A 14,853-nucleotide genomic window follows, 5' to 3' on the forward strand; every position below is an offset into this window, starting at 1 on the left:
GCCGCGCTCAGGCCGGATCGACGCGCGACGGCGCCAGCGGCTGCGGCGCGCAGCGCGGCTGCTGCAGCAGGTGCACGAACTGCGCGGCGATCACCGCGCCACCGAAATGGCGCTGCACGAAGTCGCGCCCGGCCTGGCCCATGCGCTGGCGCCGTTCGCCGTCGCACAGGCGCAGGATCGCATCGCGCCAGCCGTCCACGTCGCCGGGCGTGAGCAGTTCGCCGCTGACCCCGGGGTCCAGCGTCTCCGCGGTGCCGCCGACGTGGCTGGCCAGCACCGGCACGCCGCTGGCCTGCGCCTCCACCGAGACCCGGCCGAAGGTTTCCGGCGCCAGCGACGGGAACGCCAGCATCGACATCGCGTTGTAGTAGGGCGTGGTGTCGTTGACCCAGCCGACGAAACGGTGGCGCTGGCCGTGCGGCTGGGCCGCGGCCTGCGCCTGCAACTGCGCCGCGTCCGGGCCGTCGCCCAGCCACAGGCAGTGCAGGCGCGGTTCCTGCGCCATCGCCGCTCCTGCAGCATCCAGCAACGGGAAAATGCCCTTGCCGGCATGCATGCGCCCGCTGTAGCCAAGCACGATCGCATCCTCGGGCAGGCCCTGCGCGGCGCGAATGGCGCGGCCGCGTTCCGGATCCGGGCGCAGCCGTTCCATGGTCACCGGGTTGTACAGCACCTGCACCAGCGCCTCCGGCACGCCGCGCTCCAGGTAGGCCTGGCGCGCGTAGTGCGACACCGCGAAGAAGCGCGCCGCCAGGCGCGGGATCGCATAGCCGGACAGCGCACTCATCGCCGGCGTACGGTGGCGGAACAGCGTGACCGGGATGCCCAGCACGCGCCCGGCCAGCAGCAGCGGCCAGTATTCCTTGCCGAAGTTGCCCACCAGCCAGTCCGGCCGGCTGCGCCGCGCCACGCGCAGCAGCGGCCGGTAGCCGTCCGGGTCCAGCACGTTGCGGAAGTGCCCGACGTGCACGGTGATGCCGCTGCGGCGCAATTCGTCGGCGATCAGGCCGCCCTCGCAGGCGATGACCTCGACCTGGTGACCGACGCCGGCCAGCGCCTGCGCCAGCGCCACAAAATGCGTGGCCGCGCCGGTGTTTTCGGGATTGGTGCCGACGAACAGGAATTTCATCCGCGCCGGTCCTCGTAGGCGGTGAAGGCGCGCAGCGCGAACTGCGGCAGCAGGTGATGACGCGCGACCTGGATGCGCGGATAGCGCATCGGGTCCGAGCCGGCCGGGGCGCGGCCGCGGCGGGTGCTGGTGGCGGCGGTGTAGCCGGCCTCGCGCACCACGTCGGCGACGCGGTCGTCGACGTCGCCGTAGGGATAGCAGAACTGCGGCACCGCCTCGCCGAGCAGGTCCTCCAGTTCGCGCTTGCAGCCGCCGATCTCCTCGCGCAGCGCCGCATCGCTGCAGCCGGTCAGGTGCGGGTGCGAGCGGGTATGCGCGCCGATCTCCATGCCGCCGGCGCGCCACTGGCGCAGCTCGGCGAGGTTCATCAGCGGCTTCTCGATGCCCAGCTTCTGCGCATCCCACACGTTGTGGCGGCCGATGCAGCCGCTGACCATGTACACCGTGGCGGTGAAACCCAGCCGCTGCAGCACCGGCAGCGCCGCGTGCAGGTTGTCCAGATAGCCGTCGTCCAGGGTGACCACCGCGACCTTGCCCTGGCGCTCGCCACGCAGATAGGGCATGGCGTCGGACATGGACACGCCGCGGTAGCCCAGCCGCTGCAGCAGGCGCATCTGCCGGGCGAAGCGGCCCGGGCTGACGTACAGGCTGCGGTACACCTGCAGGTGCCGCGGCGCCTCGGCCACGTTGTGGTACATGAAGATCGGAATGCGGGCCGTGGCGGCGGTGTCGGAAGGCATCGGGGAACGTCTCTTTGGACGGAAGGGCGAGGTGCGGCGCGGGAGTCTACCGGGCCTGGCTTTCGCTGGTCTGTCGGGTAAAACCCTCAGCCGTAGACGATCGCGCCGCCGTGCAGGCCGCGGCCGGCAGCTATGCTGCGCTTCCCTTGCCGCAGGAGCCGCCGATGTCCGAGACCGCCGCTGTCGACCCCTGGCGCGGCCTGCAACTGCATCTGGAGGGCATCGTGCTGCGGCGCTGGCGTGCCGAGGACCTGGATGCGCTGGTCCGCCACGCCGACGACGCCCAGGTGGCGCGCGGGCTCAGCCGGCGCTTTCCGCATCCCTACACGCGCGCCGACGGCGAGGCCTTCCTGGGCGGGCAGGTGATCGACCTGAACGACCCGGTGCTGGCGATCGAGATCGGCGGCGAGGCCTGTGGCGGGATCGGCCTGCATGCAGCGGCGCAGCCGGCGCCGGAGCGGGCCGAGCTCGGCTACTGGCTCGGCCGCGCGCACTGGGGCCAGGGCCGGATGACCCGCATCGTCGCTGCCTACCTGGACTGGGCGGTGCCGGCGTTGCGCCTGCAGCGGATCGAGGCGTTGACGCTACCAGACAACCATGGCTCGGCGCGCGTGCTGCAGAAGAACGGCTTCGTTGAGATCGGCACGCGCCGCGAACTGTCGTTGCGCGATGGACAGCCGCGCGATTTGCGCCTGTTCGCGCGGACCCGGGCGGCGGCCTGAGTCGCGCGTCGCCCGTGCGAGCGACGCGCGCGGGCCACGGCTTCAGTAGGAAATGGTGGCCGAGGTCGCGGTGGTGTCCACCGCGTAGTTGCATTGCACGTCCAGGCCCGAGCTGTCGCTGTACGACACCCACGCCGGCGACGCCACCTTCTGCATGCGGTAGTCGTAGACGCCGATCGCATCGAAGGTGATGCTCCCGTCCGGCGGATATTGGTCGCAGCTGTCCACCGCATAGACTTCCAGCGCGCCGCCCACCACCAGGTGCGTCCGGGAGTTGATGTCGTAGGTGGTGCTGAGCCGCACGCTCTGACCGGTGGTGACGTTGCGCGTGTCCACGTTCCAGTTCGTGCAGGGCAGGCCGTTGTTGCAGGTGGCGTAGGTGTCGCCGACGATCCGGTCGCCGGCCCTGGCCGCGATGAAGTCGCTGTGCCACACCATGCCGTCCTGGCAGCAGTTCCAGCTGCTCAGGTCCCAGCTGTCGTTGTAGCCGCGGTAGCCGAGCACCGGTTGCAGGATCGTGGGATCGTCGCTCTGCATCCCCGGGAAGAAGTACACCGTCTGCTGCGCCACGTTGGTCGGGTTCTGCGGCACCGTCCAGCTGGCCACGATGCGCCCCATCTTGTTGCCGGTCACGTCGATGGCCGACTGCACCCAGTCGTGGGTGATCGGCGGCGGCACCGCGCCGTGCGCGCGTGCTGCCCGCAGCGCCGCGCCAGCGCGGATCGGCTGGCCGTCCAGACCACGTCCGTCGGGGTGGACGCGGGTGCCGTTGGGGGTGAAGTTGTCCTGGGTGCAGGCCTGCGCCTGTTCGCGCGCGCCATCGGCATGCTGCAGGGCGCCGTCGGCGAGCACGCGGTCGCTGCGATGGACCTGGCGCACGCAGGCCGGCGCGAAGTAGCCGAACGGCGTCTGGATGTAGTCGTCGGGGACGTTGGTGGGCTTGTGCGCGGCGGGCAGGGCGCCGACCCGCGCCAGGCGGGCGTCGGGCGCGGCGGTCTGGGCCAGTGCGCTGGCGCTCAGGCCGAGCAGGGGCAGCATCAGCAGCAGGGCGGTGTGCACGCAGCGGCGTGCGGACGAGGAAAACGGACGGATGTCGGAGTGCATGGGAATCGCCTTGTCGTGAGAATGCGGAGTGCGTTCTCGGGAGCCCGCGGAGCAAGGCGCTGCGCGATGCGGCGGCGCAGGCCATCGCAGGTATCCCGTCTGCGAAGCGAATGGCACGGTGATGGTGGGTCGATGGCGCCTGCATGGTGGCGGAAGGAGCGGCGACAATGGACCCGATGCGCACGCCAGGCTTGTCGGATTTGCGCATGCGCTGCCGCGAATTCCGCACGGTGGAAGGCGGGAGCGAACCACTTCACGGTGCGGCCGGAATGCGGGTTGCGCTTTGCGGTGCATGACGTAGACAAGTCTCGGGGCCGCGCTGCGTCATGCCGGGGCAGCCAGTGGGGCGCGGATGAGCGAAAATCCCCACAGCGCGCCGTCCCGGGCGCGCGCCCCGTGCGTTTTTCAGGAGAGTCCCATGCGTCATGCCCTTCGTTCCCGTTGTGCCGCGTCGGCGCGGTGCGCCTGCGCCGCGGGCGTGCGCCGATGACCTCGCCCTGGGGCAACCGCCCACGCGGTGGGAATCCCCCCTCTCCCCCCGGGAGAGGGGCCGGGGGTGAGGGTGCGGCGGCGACCAACCGCAACGAACTGCGCCTCTACGGCCTCAACGCGGTGCGCGCGGTGTACGCGCGGCGGCCGGAGGCGATCCGCAAGCTGTACCTGAGCGAGGCGCGGATCCCGGCATTGCAGCCGCTGCTGAAGTGGTGCGTGGCCAACCGGGTCGGCTACCGCGTGGTGGACGAGGCCGATCTGCACAAGCTCGCCGCCAGCAGCCACCACGAGGGCGTGGTCGCCGACGTGCTGCGCGTCGCGCCGCTGGCCCTGGCCGACTGGCTGCAGGCGCTGGCGCCGGGTCCGGCGCTGGCGCTGTGGCTGGATGGCGTGGGCAATCCGCACAATTTCGGCGCGATCCTGCGCTCGGCGGCGCACTTCGGCGTGGGCGCGATCCTGTTGCCGGAGCAGGCCGCACTGGCGCTGTCCGGTGCCGCCGCGCGCGTGGCCGAGGGCGGCGCCGAGGCGGTGCCGCTGGTGCGGCTGCCGCCCACGATGCAGGCGCAGACGCAATTGCGCGGCGCGGGCTTCGCCCTCGCGGCGACGCTGGTGGACGGCGGCGACGATCTGTTCGCCACTGCCTTGCCGCAGCGCCTGGTCTACGTGATGGGCGCCGAGAGCGACGGGATGGACCGCGACTTCGCGCAGGCCTGCGATCTGCGCCTGTCCATCCCCGGCAGCGGCGCGGTGGAAAGCCTCAACGTCGCCGCCGCCACCGCGGTGTTGCTGGGCACCTGGCGCAGCCGGCATCCGCACGGGCGTGCGGCGCGCTGAGCACGGCGTCACGCGCTGAGATGCGGCTGCATTTGGCTACGCAATAGTGTGCGCGCCGGCCGGTTTCGGGTTTGCGAGGGGCCTGCCGGCGGCGTAGCGTGCAGGCGCGCCTCGCCGATGCGATCGCGCCACGCGCGCTGGCGTCGGCGAAACCGCGCAGTCCCCCGCCCGAAAGGGCCATCGTCACTCCTGCGGAGATGTCGCTCATGAAGCTGCTGTTCTCCATCAAGCACCTGCTGTCGTCGAAGAAGCCGCTGAAGTCGTACGCCTGGTACATCTGGTACTGAGCGCCGTGTGCGATGCCGCGCGGCATGCCGTGCGGCCGGTGCCCGGCGGATGCACTGCGCCGGGCGTCGTTCCTCCAGGAGACTGGCGATGTCCGCCACCATTGTCGACCGCGATGCGCGCGCCACGGTCTTCGCGCCGCGTCTGCAGGCGTTGCTGCGCGCGCATGTGGGGCAGGACGCGTTCCGCCTGGATGCCGACACGGTCGGTGTCGCCGGCGCCGCGCTGAGCGACCGCCTGCTCGCGGCCCGGCCCGCCACCGAACACGAACGGCCGACCTTCAAGCCGTTGCACGGCCGCTCGATCGCGCGCAGCGAAGCGGCGAAACTGATGCAGGCGATCGGCCGCGACGTGCGCGAGGCGCTGAAGCGTCCGCCGCCGCCCACGCTCGATCTGTCCGGCCCATGGCCGCACATCGGCCATGTCTATCTGCGCGACCTGCTGCTCGGCGGCGACCCGTGGCGGCTGCGCCTGCTGATGGACCGCACCCTGGAACTCACGCCGCGCCTGACCTGGGCGGTGATCGCCGCCGGCGCGCTCGCAGCGCTGGCGCCGGGCGCGGAGGCCTCGGCGTTGGCCACGCTGCTGTCCGCGGCCGACGGCTACCGCGCGCGCCGCGATGCGATGGGCCTGTACCGGCGCACCGCCGCGCCGGTGTGCTTCACCATTTCCACGCTGGTCGCCAACGCGCTGTGGCTGGGGTCGCCGTTCGACGCGCGCGTCTGCAACCGCAACATCCTCTACGAAACCCTGCGCCTGCTGCCGCCGTCCTGGAACATCCTGCGCAATGCCTCGCCCGAGTACGGTGCGCTGGATCCGCGTATCGGCGCCGCCGACGACGTGCTGGTGCTGCCCTTGCTCAGCCATCGCGATCCGGCGCTGTGGGAGGAGCCGGAGGCGTTCCGGCCCGAGCGCTGGGACGGCGTGGATCCCGATGCGTTGCCCGGCTACCTGCCGTTCGGCCATGCCTCCGAGCGCTGCTGGGGCCGGCACATGGTCATGCCGCTGGCGGAGCGGCTACTGGACCTGCTGCGCGGTCAGGACCTGGTCGCGGACCCGCAGCAGCGTCGCGCCACTGTGCCGTTGACCGGGCTGCTCGGTGTGGCCCAGGTCGACGTGATCCGGCACACGCGCGCTCGAGGCGTTGCCTGCCGCACGCGGTGACGGCGCTCAGCGCGGTGCGGGCGGCGCGGTGGACCCGCGCGTGACCAGGGTGTAGTCCAGCACCTGATGGGTACCGCGGCTGGGCAGTCCGTCGCGGCGTTGGCGAATTTCGCCGAGCAGCAGCGTCACCGCGGCCCTGCCCATCGCCGCGACCGGCTGGTGGATGGTGGTCAGCTCCGGCCAGATCGTGGTGGCCACCGGCGTGTCGTCGAAACCGGCGATCGACAGATCCTCGGGCACGCGCAGGCGCAGTCCATGCGCGATCGCCAGCGCTGCCGCGGCCATGTCGTCGTTGCTGCACAGGATCGCGCTGGGACGCGGGGTGACCTGCAGCAACGCAGTGGCCGCGAGCAGGCCGGAGCGGTAGGTGAACAGGCCTTCGGCCACGCGCTCCGGCGCCACCGTCAGCCCGGCCCCGGCCATGGTGTCGAAGAACGCGCGGCTGCGCAGCGCGCTGGGCGTGTGCCCGGGATCGCCGCTGACGAAGCCGATGTCGCGGTGGCCCAGGTCGAGCAGGTGCCGGGTGAGCGCGCACGCCGCCTGGTAGTCGTCGATGCGCACCGAGCTGACCCCGGGCATCGGTGCGCCCGTGGCGACCGCCACCAGCGGAATGCCGCGCGCATCCAGTTCGGCGATGGTCTGCCGCGCATCGCACAGCGGCGGGGGCAGGATCAGGCCATCGGCACCGGCCGCGAGCAGGCGTTCGGTGGCGGCGCGCTGGCTGTCGCTGTCGTCGCTCTTTTCCACCAGCACCTGGCAGCCTTCCAGGCTGCTCTGCTCGAGCATGCCGAGCATGAACTGGTTGAGGTAGGCCGCGCTGGGATTGCTGTAGAGAACGCCGATGCGCGCCAGTCCTGCGGTGCGCAGCGAGCGGCCGGCGAGGTTGGGGCGGTAGCCGAGCGCCTTGATCGACGCTTCGACGCGCTCGCGCATGGTAGCGCTCACGCGCGGGTGGCGATTGATCACGCGCGAAGCAGTCATCGGCGACACGCCCGCATGGCGGGCTACATCCAGCAACGTCACCGCTGAGCCCGCGCGACGTTGCCGTATGCCCATCAAAGGTCCTGGCGCTGCTGCGGAGGGGAAGCCCCTGCGCGCGTCCTGCGCAGGTCCGGTTTACTTTACTCCCTGGGCGGTTCCACTGTCTTGGCCTGGCTGCCGAAACCGCCGTCGGCCTGCGCCGCCAGATATGCGAACACCGCATACGCGGCGACGTTCTGCGCCAGCGCCTTCGGGTCGATCTTGTCCAGGGTGTCGTCGGCAGTGTGATGCAGATCGAAGTAATCGCTGCCGTCCTGCGCCAGCCAGGCCCAGGCGCCGCCCTTGGCGGCGAGCGGCCCGACGTCCGGGCCGGGGCCGCCGGCGTCCGGCGCATAGGCGATGCCGAGCGGCGCCAGCGCCTCGGCGATCTGCCGGGTCGCCGCGCGCGAGCCGGCGGCATCGCCGGAGCCGGTGTTGAAGGCATAGATGCGGCCGGCGCCGAAGTCGCTCTCGGCGGCGATCTGGTGCCGCGCCACGTCCTTGGCATGCGCCTGCGCGTAGGCCTTGCCGCCGTACAGACCCTGCTCCTCGTTGGCGAAGGCGACCACGCGGATGCTGCGCTTGGGCGCCTGCTTGAGCTGGCCGATCAGATGCCCGGCGGCCATGCTGATGGCGACGCCGGCGCCGTCGTCGATCGCGCCGGTGCCCAGGTCCCAGGAATCCAGGTGCCCGCCGATCAGCACTACCTCGTTGGGCAGCGTGCGCCCGGTGATCTGCCCGATCACGTTGTAGGAGGTGGCGGTGCCGTCCCAGCCGCAGTCCAGCGCCAGGCGCAGGCGTACCGTGCCGCGCGCGAGCAGGCGCGCCAGCTGGTTGGCGTCGGGCACCGACAGCGCCGCCGCCGGCACCGGCGTCAGTCCTTCGTCGAAGCGGGTGATGCCGGTATGCGGCACGCGGTGCGAATCGGTGCCGGCCGAGCGCATCACGAAACCGATCGCGCCCTTGCGGATCGCTTCCGACGGCCCCTTGCTGCGCACCGCGCCGCCGTTGCCGTAGTCCTTGCCATCGCGGGTGCGCAGCATCTGGTAATCGACGAAGGCGATCTTGCCGCGCAGCGCATCGGCCGGCGCCGCCTGCAACGCGGCCAGGTCGGCGAAGCGCACCACCTCGGCCTCGACCGTGCCGCCTGGGCTGCCGCCCAGCGCGGTGACAGTGAGCGGTTGCGCATGCGCGCCGAGCACCTGCGCGTGTTCGCTGCGACGCTCCCATTTCGGGAACGTCACCGGCTCGGTCCACACCTTGTCGAAGCCCAGCGCCTTGAATTTCGCCGTGGCCCAGGCCACCGCGCGTGCGTCGGCCTCGCTGCCCGCCATCCGCGGGCCGATCTCGGTGGTCAGCGACTCGACCACCTTCCAGCCGGTGTCGTCGGCCAGTGCCCGCTCGCGCAAGGCCACCGCGTCGCGGAGTGCCGCCTCCGGGATGCGCGTGGCCTCGGCGGCAACCGCAGGAGAGGACAGACTCAGCACAGCAGCGATGACGACGGCAAGACGACGCATGGAAAACTCCGCGGACACAGGAACCGCGAGCTTAGCAGTGCCTCACCGCCGTGCACGACGCGGCCTCCATGGCGGAAGCCGCGTGTGCCGTCGCGCTTACTCCGGGCGCGGCTCGTGTTTGAGCGAATCGCGGATCTCGCGCAGCAGCAGCACTTCCTCGGTCGGGGCCTTCGGCGCCGGCGGTTCCTTGCGGGCGATGCGGTTGATCGCCTTGACCAGCATGAAGATGGCGAAGGCCACGATCACGAACTGGATGATGGTGTTGAGGAAATCGCCGATGCCGATCACCACGGCCGGTACCGGCTTGCCGGCGGCGTCCACCGTCGCCGCCTTCAGCGTCCATGCCCAGCGCGAAAAATCCACGCCGCCGACGAGCAGCCCGATCGGCGGCATGATGATCTTCTCGACCAGCGCGGTGACGATCTTGCCGAACGCGGCGCCGAGCACCACGCCGACCGCCAGGTCCAGCACGTTGCCGCGCATGGCGAATTCCTTGAATTCGCGGATCATGCTCATCGGGACTCCTCTCTTGTCAGTGCGGGCCTGTCGCCGCGGCGCTAGCCTAGCGCAGTCGCCGTGGTGGTCGAATCACAGGCGCGCGTATGTCGCGCGACAGGCGCGTCCTCAGCCGACGATGCGGCCGTGCCGCTCGGCCACGTTCTCCAGGCGCGCGCTGAAGCGATCGCCCGGGCGCAGCGCGGCCACGCCGGCCGGCGTGCCCATGAACACCAGATCGCCGGCGCGCAACGCGAACAGCTTGGACAGCTCGTGCAGGATCTCCGGCACGTTCCAGATCATCTGCTCCAGCAGCGACTGCTGGCGCACCTCGCCGTTGACTTCCAGCGAGAGGTTCAAGGCCTCCAGCGCCCCGACCTCGCCAGCCGGGATCAGCTCGCTGATCGGCGCGGAGGCGTCGAAGCCCTTGGCGATGTCCCACGGCAGGCCCTTGGCCTTGGCCGCGGCCTGCAGGTCGCGACGGGTCAGGTCCAGGCCCACGCCGTAGGCCAGGATCAGGGCCTCGGCGCCGTCCACCGGCAGCACGCCGGCGGGCGCGTCCTGGCCCAATGCCACCACCAGTTCCACCTCGTGGTGCAGGTCCTGGGTCGCGGACGGGTAGGGGATGGCCTCGTCGCCCATCACCAGCGCATCGGCCGGTTTCATGAAGAAGGTCGGCTGGCCGCGCTCGGCCTTCGAGGCCGGCGCGCTGGCGCCCATCTCACGCGCGTGGTCGGCGAAGTTGCGGCCCACGCAGTAGATGCGATGCACCGGAAACAGGCCCTGCCCACGCACGGGAACGCGCGGAGCCTCGGCAGCGGCGAACAGATCTTTCATGAGCATGCATCCAACGAGAGGGGATGCGGCAGTTTAGCGGGTCGGGTTCAACCCGATTCCAACAGGGAAGCGGATGTCGCTCTCGCGATTCCCCAATCCCGATTCCCCATTCCCAGCTCTAAAGCGGCAAGGCCGGCTTGCGCACCACCCGGTACTCGCCATCGACCACATGGCGGCGCGCGGTGGCCGGGCGCTTGCCGCGCTGGCTCAGCAGCTTCATGGCGATGCCGCCCAGGATCATCGCCGCGCCCACGAACACGCTGACGAACACCAGCCCGGCCAGGATCGCCAGGCCGAGCAGGCCCACGGCCAGCTTCACCAGCGGATGGCGCGGCTTGCGCGGCGCGAACAGGTGCCGGAATTGGTCGAAATTGAAGAGGCGAGCGCGCATGGCAGAACTCTGTTTCAGTTTGAACCGAAGGGGCGCAGTATCGGCGCTGTTTTATGTGACGGAGTGAAAACTTCGTTAAGCGAAAAATTAACACTTTGCGGTCAGGGGCTTGCATGTGCTCGCCGGGTGAAGGGTGTGCGGCGTCACGTCTGCCGATCACCCATGCCAGAATGACCACCCCTTGCTGCCCGCGCTGCGTTCCATGACCGAATCATCTGCCGTGCTGGCGCCGCTGCACGCCCTCGTTTCCGGCGAGCTGGCCGAGGCCGAGACGCTGATCGGCGGCGAGCCTGAATCGCTGCTGCTGTACCGCGAGGGCGACCGCGTGCGCGCGTGGTTGAACGTGTGTCCGCATGCTGGACGCCGCCTGGACTGGGCGCCGGGCCAGTTCCTGAAGAGCCGCGAGGGCCACGTGGTGTGCGCCGCGCATGGCGCCGCGTTCGAACTGCAGGGCGGCGAGTGCGTGTCCGGCCCCTGCCGCGGCCAGAGCCTGCATGCGGTGCCGGTGGACGTGCGCGACGGGCAGGTGGTGCTGGTTTAGCGCGCAGCGCAGGTGCTTGCGACGAGCCGCGCTACAGCGCGTGCCACCAGCCCATCGACATCAGGTTGACCATCAGCACCACCACCAGGGTGTAGACCAGCGACAGCGGGCCGCCGACGCGCCACAGTTCGCGCGGCTGGTAGTTGGCCGGGCCGGTGATCATCGAGATCACCGGATTGGACGCAGTCATCAGGTTGTTGGACGCCGACAGCGCCACGATCAGCGCGAACGCGGTGGGATTGCCGCCGGCCGCCAGCGCCAGGTTGACCGCGATCGGCACCATCACGATGGTCGCGCCGACATGGCTGATCACCAGCGAGAACGCGGTGGTCAGCAGGCCCAGCGCGATCTCCAGCGCCCACACCGGGATGCCCTCGGGCAAGCGCGCGATGGTATGGCCGGCGACCCAGGCGGCGGCGCCGCTGCTGTCCATCGCCCAGCCCAGCGGGATCAGCCCGGCCATCAGGAACACGGTCTTCCAGTTGATCGCCGCGTAGGCCTCGTCCATGCGCAGCACGCCGGTCAGCAGCATACCGGCCACACCGGTCATCAGGGTCAGCGCCACCGGCAGCCTGGAGGTCAGCGCGATCAGGATGGTCAGGGCGAAGATCGTCATTGCGATCTTGAACTTGTGCGGGCGGTGCTCGCCCTTGGGGTAGTCGGTGACCACCACGAAGTCGCGGCTTTCCGAGGCCTGCGCCAGATCCTGCCAGATGCTGTGGAACACCAGCATGTCGCCGGCGCGCAGCGGCACCTTGCGCACGTCCTCGCGGATCACCTGCTTGTCGCGGTTGATCGCCAGCAGGCTGATCCCGGCCTGCTTGCGCAGGCGCAGTTCTGCCGCGCTCTTGCCGATGAAGCGCGAGGTCGGCGGGATCACCGCCTCGGAGATGCCGGCGCGGCTGGGGTTGAACAGATCGCCGAGATTGCGCAGGCGCGAGGACAGGCGCAGGAACTGGTTCTGCGCGAAATCGGCGACCTGCTGGCGCGCGCCCATCACCCCGAGCACGCTGCCGACCCAGATGCGCATGTCCGCCGGCGGCGCCAGGCGGGTGTCGTTGCCGGTCTTCAGGGCGAGCAGCAGCGGCGCGTTGTGCACGGTCTCGGCCTCGCCCAGGGTCATGCCGACCAGCGGGCTGTCGGCGCTGACGATCAGCTCGAACACGTCGCCTTCGATGCCGTAGGTGCGGGCGAAATAGCTCTCGGTGCGCGCCGGGGTGACGCCATCGTTGATCAGCCGCTCTTCTTCGGCCAGCGCCTTGTCGCCGCGCACGCGGAAGTAGATCAGCGACGCCGCCAGCAGCGCCACGCCGATCGGCAGCGGCGCGAACATGCGCAGCGGCTCGATGGTGGCCATGCCCGAGGGCAGGTTGTTGTTGGCCGACTGCAGCAGGTCGTTGAGCAGGATCAGCGGCGAGTTGCCGACCATGGTCAGCGCACCGCCCATCACGATGGCCGCGGCGATCGGCAGCAGCAGCCGCTGCAGGGTCAGCCCGGTGCGCCCGGCCAGGCGCGAGGCCACCGGCAGGTACAGCGCCATCACCGAGGGGTTCTGCATGAACGAGGAATTGAGCCCGGCGATGGCGGTGGTCAGCAGCATCAGCCGCTCCTCCACCCCGCGTGCGCGGCGCAGCAGCCACGACGCCAGCCGGTTCAGCGCGCCGGTGCGCTCCAGCCCGGCGCCGAGGATGGTGGTGGCGATGATGCTCATCACCGCGTTACCGGAGAAGCCGCTGAACAGCTCCTCCGGCGCGATCAGACCGGTCACCCCGAGCACCACCAGCACCACCAGCGCCACCACGTCGGCGCGGATCCGCTCGAACACGAACATCGCCATGGTGAAGCCGACCAGCCCGAGCACGAGCTTCATATCGGTGGTCAGCGTCAGCGCGGTGTCCATGCGAGGCCGGGAATGGGGAATCGGGAATGGAGAATGGCAGAAGCGGCCGGTCGTCGCAGGTCGTCGCTATCGGGGGGCGGCAGACGAGGGCTCTTCCGATTCCCCATTCCCCGTTCCCGATTCCCGGTCGTACAGCAAATCCCACACCCCATGCCCCAGATTCTGGCCGCGGGTCTCGAAGTGGGTCTGCGGGCGCCAGTCCGGGCGCGGCACGTGGCCGCGCGGGCCGGCGCGGTTGACCAGGCCGGGGGTGGCGTCGAGCACGTCCCACATCTGCTCGGCGTAGTCGGCCCAGTCGGTGGCGCAGTGCAGGCGGCCGCCGGCGCGCAGCTTGCGCACCAGTAGCGCGGCGAAGGCCGGCTGCAGCAGGCGGCGCTTGTTGTGGCGCTTCTTGTGCCAGGGGTCGGGGAAGTAGATGCGCACTTCGTCCAGGCTGCCGTCGGCGATCTCGTGCTGCAGCACCTCCACCGCATCGTGGTGGTACAGGCGCACGTGATCGGCGCCGTCCTCGGCCAAGGCGTTGAGCAGGCGGCCCACGCCCGGCGCGTGCACCTCGATGCCGATGTAGTCGCGGCCCGGATCGTGCTGCGCGGCATGGCGCAGCGCGGCGCCGTTGCCGAAGCCGATCTCCAGCACCTTGGGCGCGCTGCGGCCGAAAGTGGCGTCCAGATCGCGCGGCTGGCCGCTGTAGTCCAGGCCGAAGCGCGGCCACAGCGCGTCGAACGCGCGCTGCTGGGCGGGAGTGAAGCGGCCCTGGCGCAGCACGAAGCTGCGCACCTGGCGATGGCCTTCCTCGACGGTGAAGGGTTTCGGCGGGGTCTTGGCGCCGGCACTGGAGAACGGATCGGTCATGCCTGCGGCCTCACCCGATCAGTCCGTCGACCGGCGAGGAGGCGCTGGCGTAGCGCTTGCGCGGGATGCGCCCGGCCAGGAACGCCTCGCGGCCGGCCTCCACCGCCTTGCGCATGGCGCTGGCCATCAGCACGGGGTTGCGCGCGCCGGCGATGGCGGTGTTCATCAGCACGCCGTCGCAACCGAGCTCCATCGCGATCGCCGCGTCCGAGGCGGTGCCGACGCCGGCGTCGACGATGATCGGTACCTTGGCGTTGTCGATGATCTCCAGCAGGTTGTAGCGGTTCTGGATGCCCAGGCCGGAGCCGATCGGCGCGGCCAGCGGCATCACCGCCGCGCAGCCGATCTCTTCCAGGCGCTTGGCCAGGATCGGGTCGTCGCTGGTATAGACCATCACCTCGAAGCCGTCGGCGACCAGGATTTCCGCGGCCTTGAGGGTCTGCACCACGTCCGGGAACAGGGTGCGCTGGTCGCCCAGCACTTCCAGCTTGGTCAGGTTGTGGCCGTCGAGCAGTTCGCGCGCCAGCCGGCAGGTGCGCACCGCGTCCTCGGCGGTGTAGCAGCCGGCGGTGTTGGGCAGGATGGTGTACTGCTCCGGCGGCAGCACGTCGAGCAGGTTGGGCTCGCCCGGGTTCTGGCCGATGTTGCTGCGGCGGATCGCCACGGTGACGATCTGCGCGGCGGCGGCCTCGGTGGCCAGGCGGGTCTGTTCGAGATCGGCGAACTTGCCGGTGCCGGTGAGCAGGCGCGAACGGTAGGGTTTGCCGGCGATCACCAGCGCATCGTGGGGGGCGGGAGCGTTCATCGGCGGATTATCGCCCATCGCACCG

16 protein-coding genes are annotated in these 14,853 nt (G+C 70.6%); 5 read left to right on the top strand and 11 right to left on the bottom strand.

What is annotated here, in order from left to right; translation table 11 throughout:
* Window positions 1-7: 7 nt before the first annotated feature.
* Both ACHWVH_RS17325 and ACHWVH_RS17330 read right to left on the bottom strand, forming a co-directional pair.
* Window positions 8-1,129: a glycosyltransferase family 4 protein gene (locus tag ACHWVH_RS17325; RefSeq protein ID WP_267083735.1), complete on the bottom strand. Its 1,122-nt coding sequence runs from the start codon at window positions 1,127-1,129 to the stop codon at window positions 8-10.
* Window positions 1,126-1,869, bottom strand: coding sequence for a polysaccharide deacetylase family protein (locus ACHWVH_RS17330; RefSeq protein WP_010341794.1), 744 nt, complete (start codon window positions 1,867-1,869; stop codon window positions 1,126-1,128). The genes ACHWVH_RS17325 and ACHWVH_RS17330 overlap by 4 nt, the downstream gene beginning before the upstream one ends.
* A gap of 164 nt (window positions 1,870-2,033) precedes the next feature.
* On the opposite strand from ACHWVH_RS17330, the gene ACHWVH_RS17335 reads away from it, so the two are divergent.
* Window positions 2,034-2,591, top strand: coding sequence for a GNAT family N-acetyltransferase (locus ACHWVH_RS17335; protein WP_394687625.1), 558 nt, complete (start codon window positions 2,034-2,036; stop codon window positions 2,589-2,591).
* Between the two features lie 42 nt (window positions 2,592-2,633).
* On the opposite strand, the gene ACHWVH_RS17340 is transcribed toward ACHWVH_RS17335, so the two are convergent.
* Window positions 2,634-3,695, bottom strand: coding sequence for a hypothetical protein (locus ACHWVH_RS17340; RefSeq protein WP_394687626.1), 1,062 nt, complete (start codon window positions 3,693-3,695; stop codon window positions 2,634-2,636).
* A gap of 486 nt (window positions 3,696-4,181) precedes the next feature.
* Between ACHWVH_RS17340 and ACHWVH_RS17345 the strand changes: the two genes are divergently transcribed.
* The 3 genes from ACHWVH_RS17345 (at window position 4,182) to ACHWVH_RS17355 (ending at window position 6,470) form a co-directional block, all read left to right on the top strand.
* Window positions 4,182-5,021, top strand: coding sequence for an RNA methyltransferase (locus ACHWVH_RS17345; RefSeq protein ID WP_267083732.1), 840 nt, complete (start codon window positions 4,182-4,184; stop codon window positions 5,019-5,021).
* Between the two features lie 197 nt (window positions 5,022-5,218).
* On the top strand, window positions 5,219-5,308 hold the full coding sequence (locus ACHWVH_RS17350; protein WP_017911958.1) for a tryptorubin family RiPP precursor: 90 nt from the start codon (window positions 5,219-5,221) through the stop codon (window positions 5,306-5,308).
* A gap of 88 nt (window positions 5,309-5,396) precedes the next feature.
* On the top strand, window positions 5,397-6,470 hold the full coding sequence (locus ACHWVH_RS17355; RefSeq protein WP_394687627.1) for a cytochrome P450: 1,074 nt from the start codon (window positions 5,397-5,399) through the stop codon (window positions 6,468-6,470).
* A gap of 6 nt (window positions 6,471-6,476) precedes the next feature.
* On the opposite strand, the gene ACHWVH_RS17360 is transcribed toward ACHWVH_RS17355, so the two are convergent.
* The 5 genes from ACHWVH_RS17360 to ACHWVH_RS17380 all read right to left on the bottom strand — a co-directional run bounded on the left by ACHWVH_RS17360 (window position 6,477) and on the right by ACHWVH_RS17380 (window position 10,730).
* The gene (locus ACHWVH_RS17360; RefSeq protein WP_394687628.1) at window positions 6,477-7,526 is read right to left on the bottom strand and encodes a LacI family DNA-binding transcriptional regulator; all 1,050 of its coding nucleotides are present in this window, start codon (window positions 7,524-7,526) and stop codon (window positions 6,477-6,479) included.
* Window positions 7,527-7,591: 65 nt separating this feature from the next.
* Window positions 7,592-9,007, bottom strand: coding sequence for a M28 family peptidase (locus ACHWVH_RS17365; RefSeq protein ID WP_394687629.1), 1,416 nt, complete (start codon window positions 9,005-9,007; stop codon window positions 7,592-7,594).
* A gap of 96 nt (window positions 9,008-9,103) precedes the next feature.
* Window positions 9,104-9,523, bottom strand: coding sequence for a large-conductance mechanosensitive channel protein MscL (mscL, locus tag ACHWVH_RS17370; RefSeq protein ID WP_017910415.1), 420 nt, complete (start codon window positions 9,521-9,523; stop codon window positions 9,104-9,106).
* Between the two features lie 108 nt (window positions 9,524-9,631).
* A complete protein-coding gene (locus ACHWVH_RS17375; protein WP_394687630.1) occupies window positions 9,632-10,339 on the bottom strand; it encodes a fumarylacetoacetate hydrolase family protein in 708 nt (235 codons plus the stop codon).
* A gap of 118 nt (window positions 10,340-10,457) precedes the next feature.
* The gene (locus ACHWVH_RS17380; protein WP_010341808.1) at window positions 10,458-10,730 is read right to left on the bottom strand and encodes a hypothetical protein; all 273 of its coding nucleotides are present in this window, start codon (window positions 10,728-10,730) and stop codon (window positions 10,458-10,460) included.
* A gap of 202 nt (window positions 10,731-10,932) precedes the next feature.
* Between ACHWVH_RS17380 and ACHWVH_RS17385 the strand changes: the two genes are divergently transcribed.
* Complete coding sequence (locus ACHWVH_RS17385) at window positions 10,933-11,271, top strand: Rieske (2Fe-2S) protein (protein WP_267083726.1); 339 nt, start codon at window positions 10,933-10,935, stop codon at window positions 11,269-11,271.
* A 31-nt stretch (window positions 11,272-11,302) separates the two neighbouring features.
* Here the strand turns inward: ACHWVH_RS17385 and ACHWVH_RS17390 are convergent, their stop codons facing one another.
* From ACHWVH_RS17390 to ACHWVH_RS17400, 3 genes are all read right to left on the bottom strand, one after another.
* A complete protein-coding gene (locus ACHWVH_RS17390; protein ID WP_267099908.1) occupies window positions 11,303-13,171 on the bottom strand; it encodes an SLC13 family permease in 1,869 nt (622 codons plus the stop codon).
* A 66-nt stretch (window positions 13,172-13,237) separates the two neighbouring features.
* Window positions 13,238-14,023, bottom strand: coding sequence for a tRNA (guanosine(46)-N7)-methyltransferase TrmB (gene trmB, locus ACHWVH_RS17395; protein ID WP_152243252.1), 786 nt, complete (start codon window positions 14,021-14,023; stop codon window positions 13,238-13,240).
* A 10-nt stretch (window positions 14,024-14,033) separates the two neighbouring features.
* On the bottom strand, window positions 14,034-14,828 hold the full coding sequence (locus ACHWVH_RS17400; RefSeq protein WP_295928072.1) for a thiazole synthase: 795 nt from the start codon (window positions 14,826-14,828) through the stop codon (window positions 14,034-14,036).
* Window positions 14,829-14,853 lie beyond the last annotated feature (25 nt).

Origin of the sequence: uncultured Xanthomonas sp. (assembly GCF_964278005.1) — a bacterium.
In the GTDB taxonomy this organism is placed as follows: Bacteria; Pseudomonadota; Gammaproteobacteria; order Xanthomonadales; family Xanthomonadaceae; genus Xanthomonas_A; species Xanthomonas_A sontii.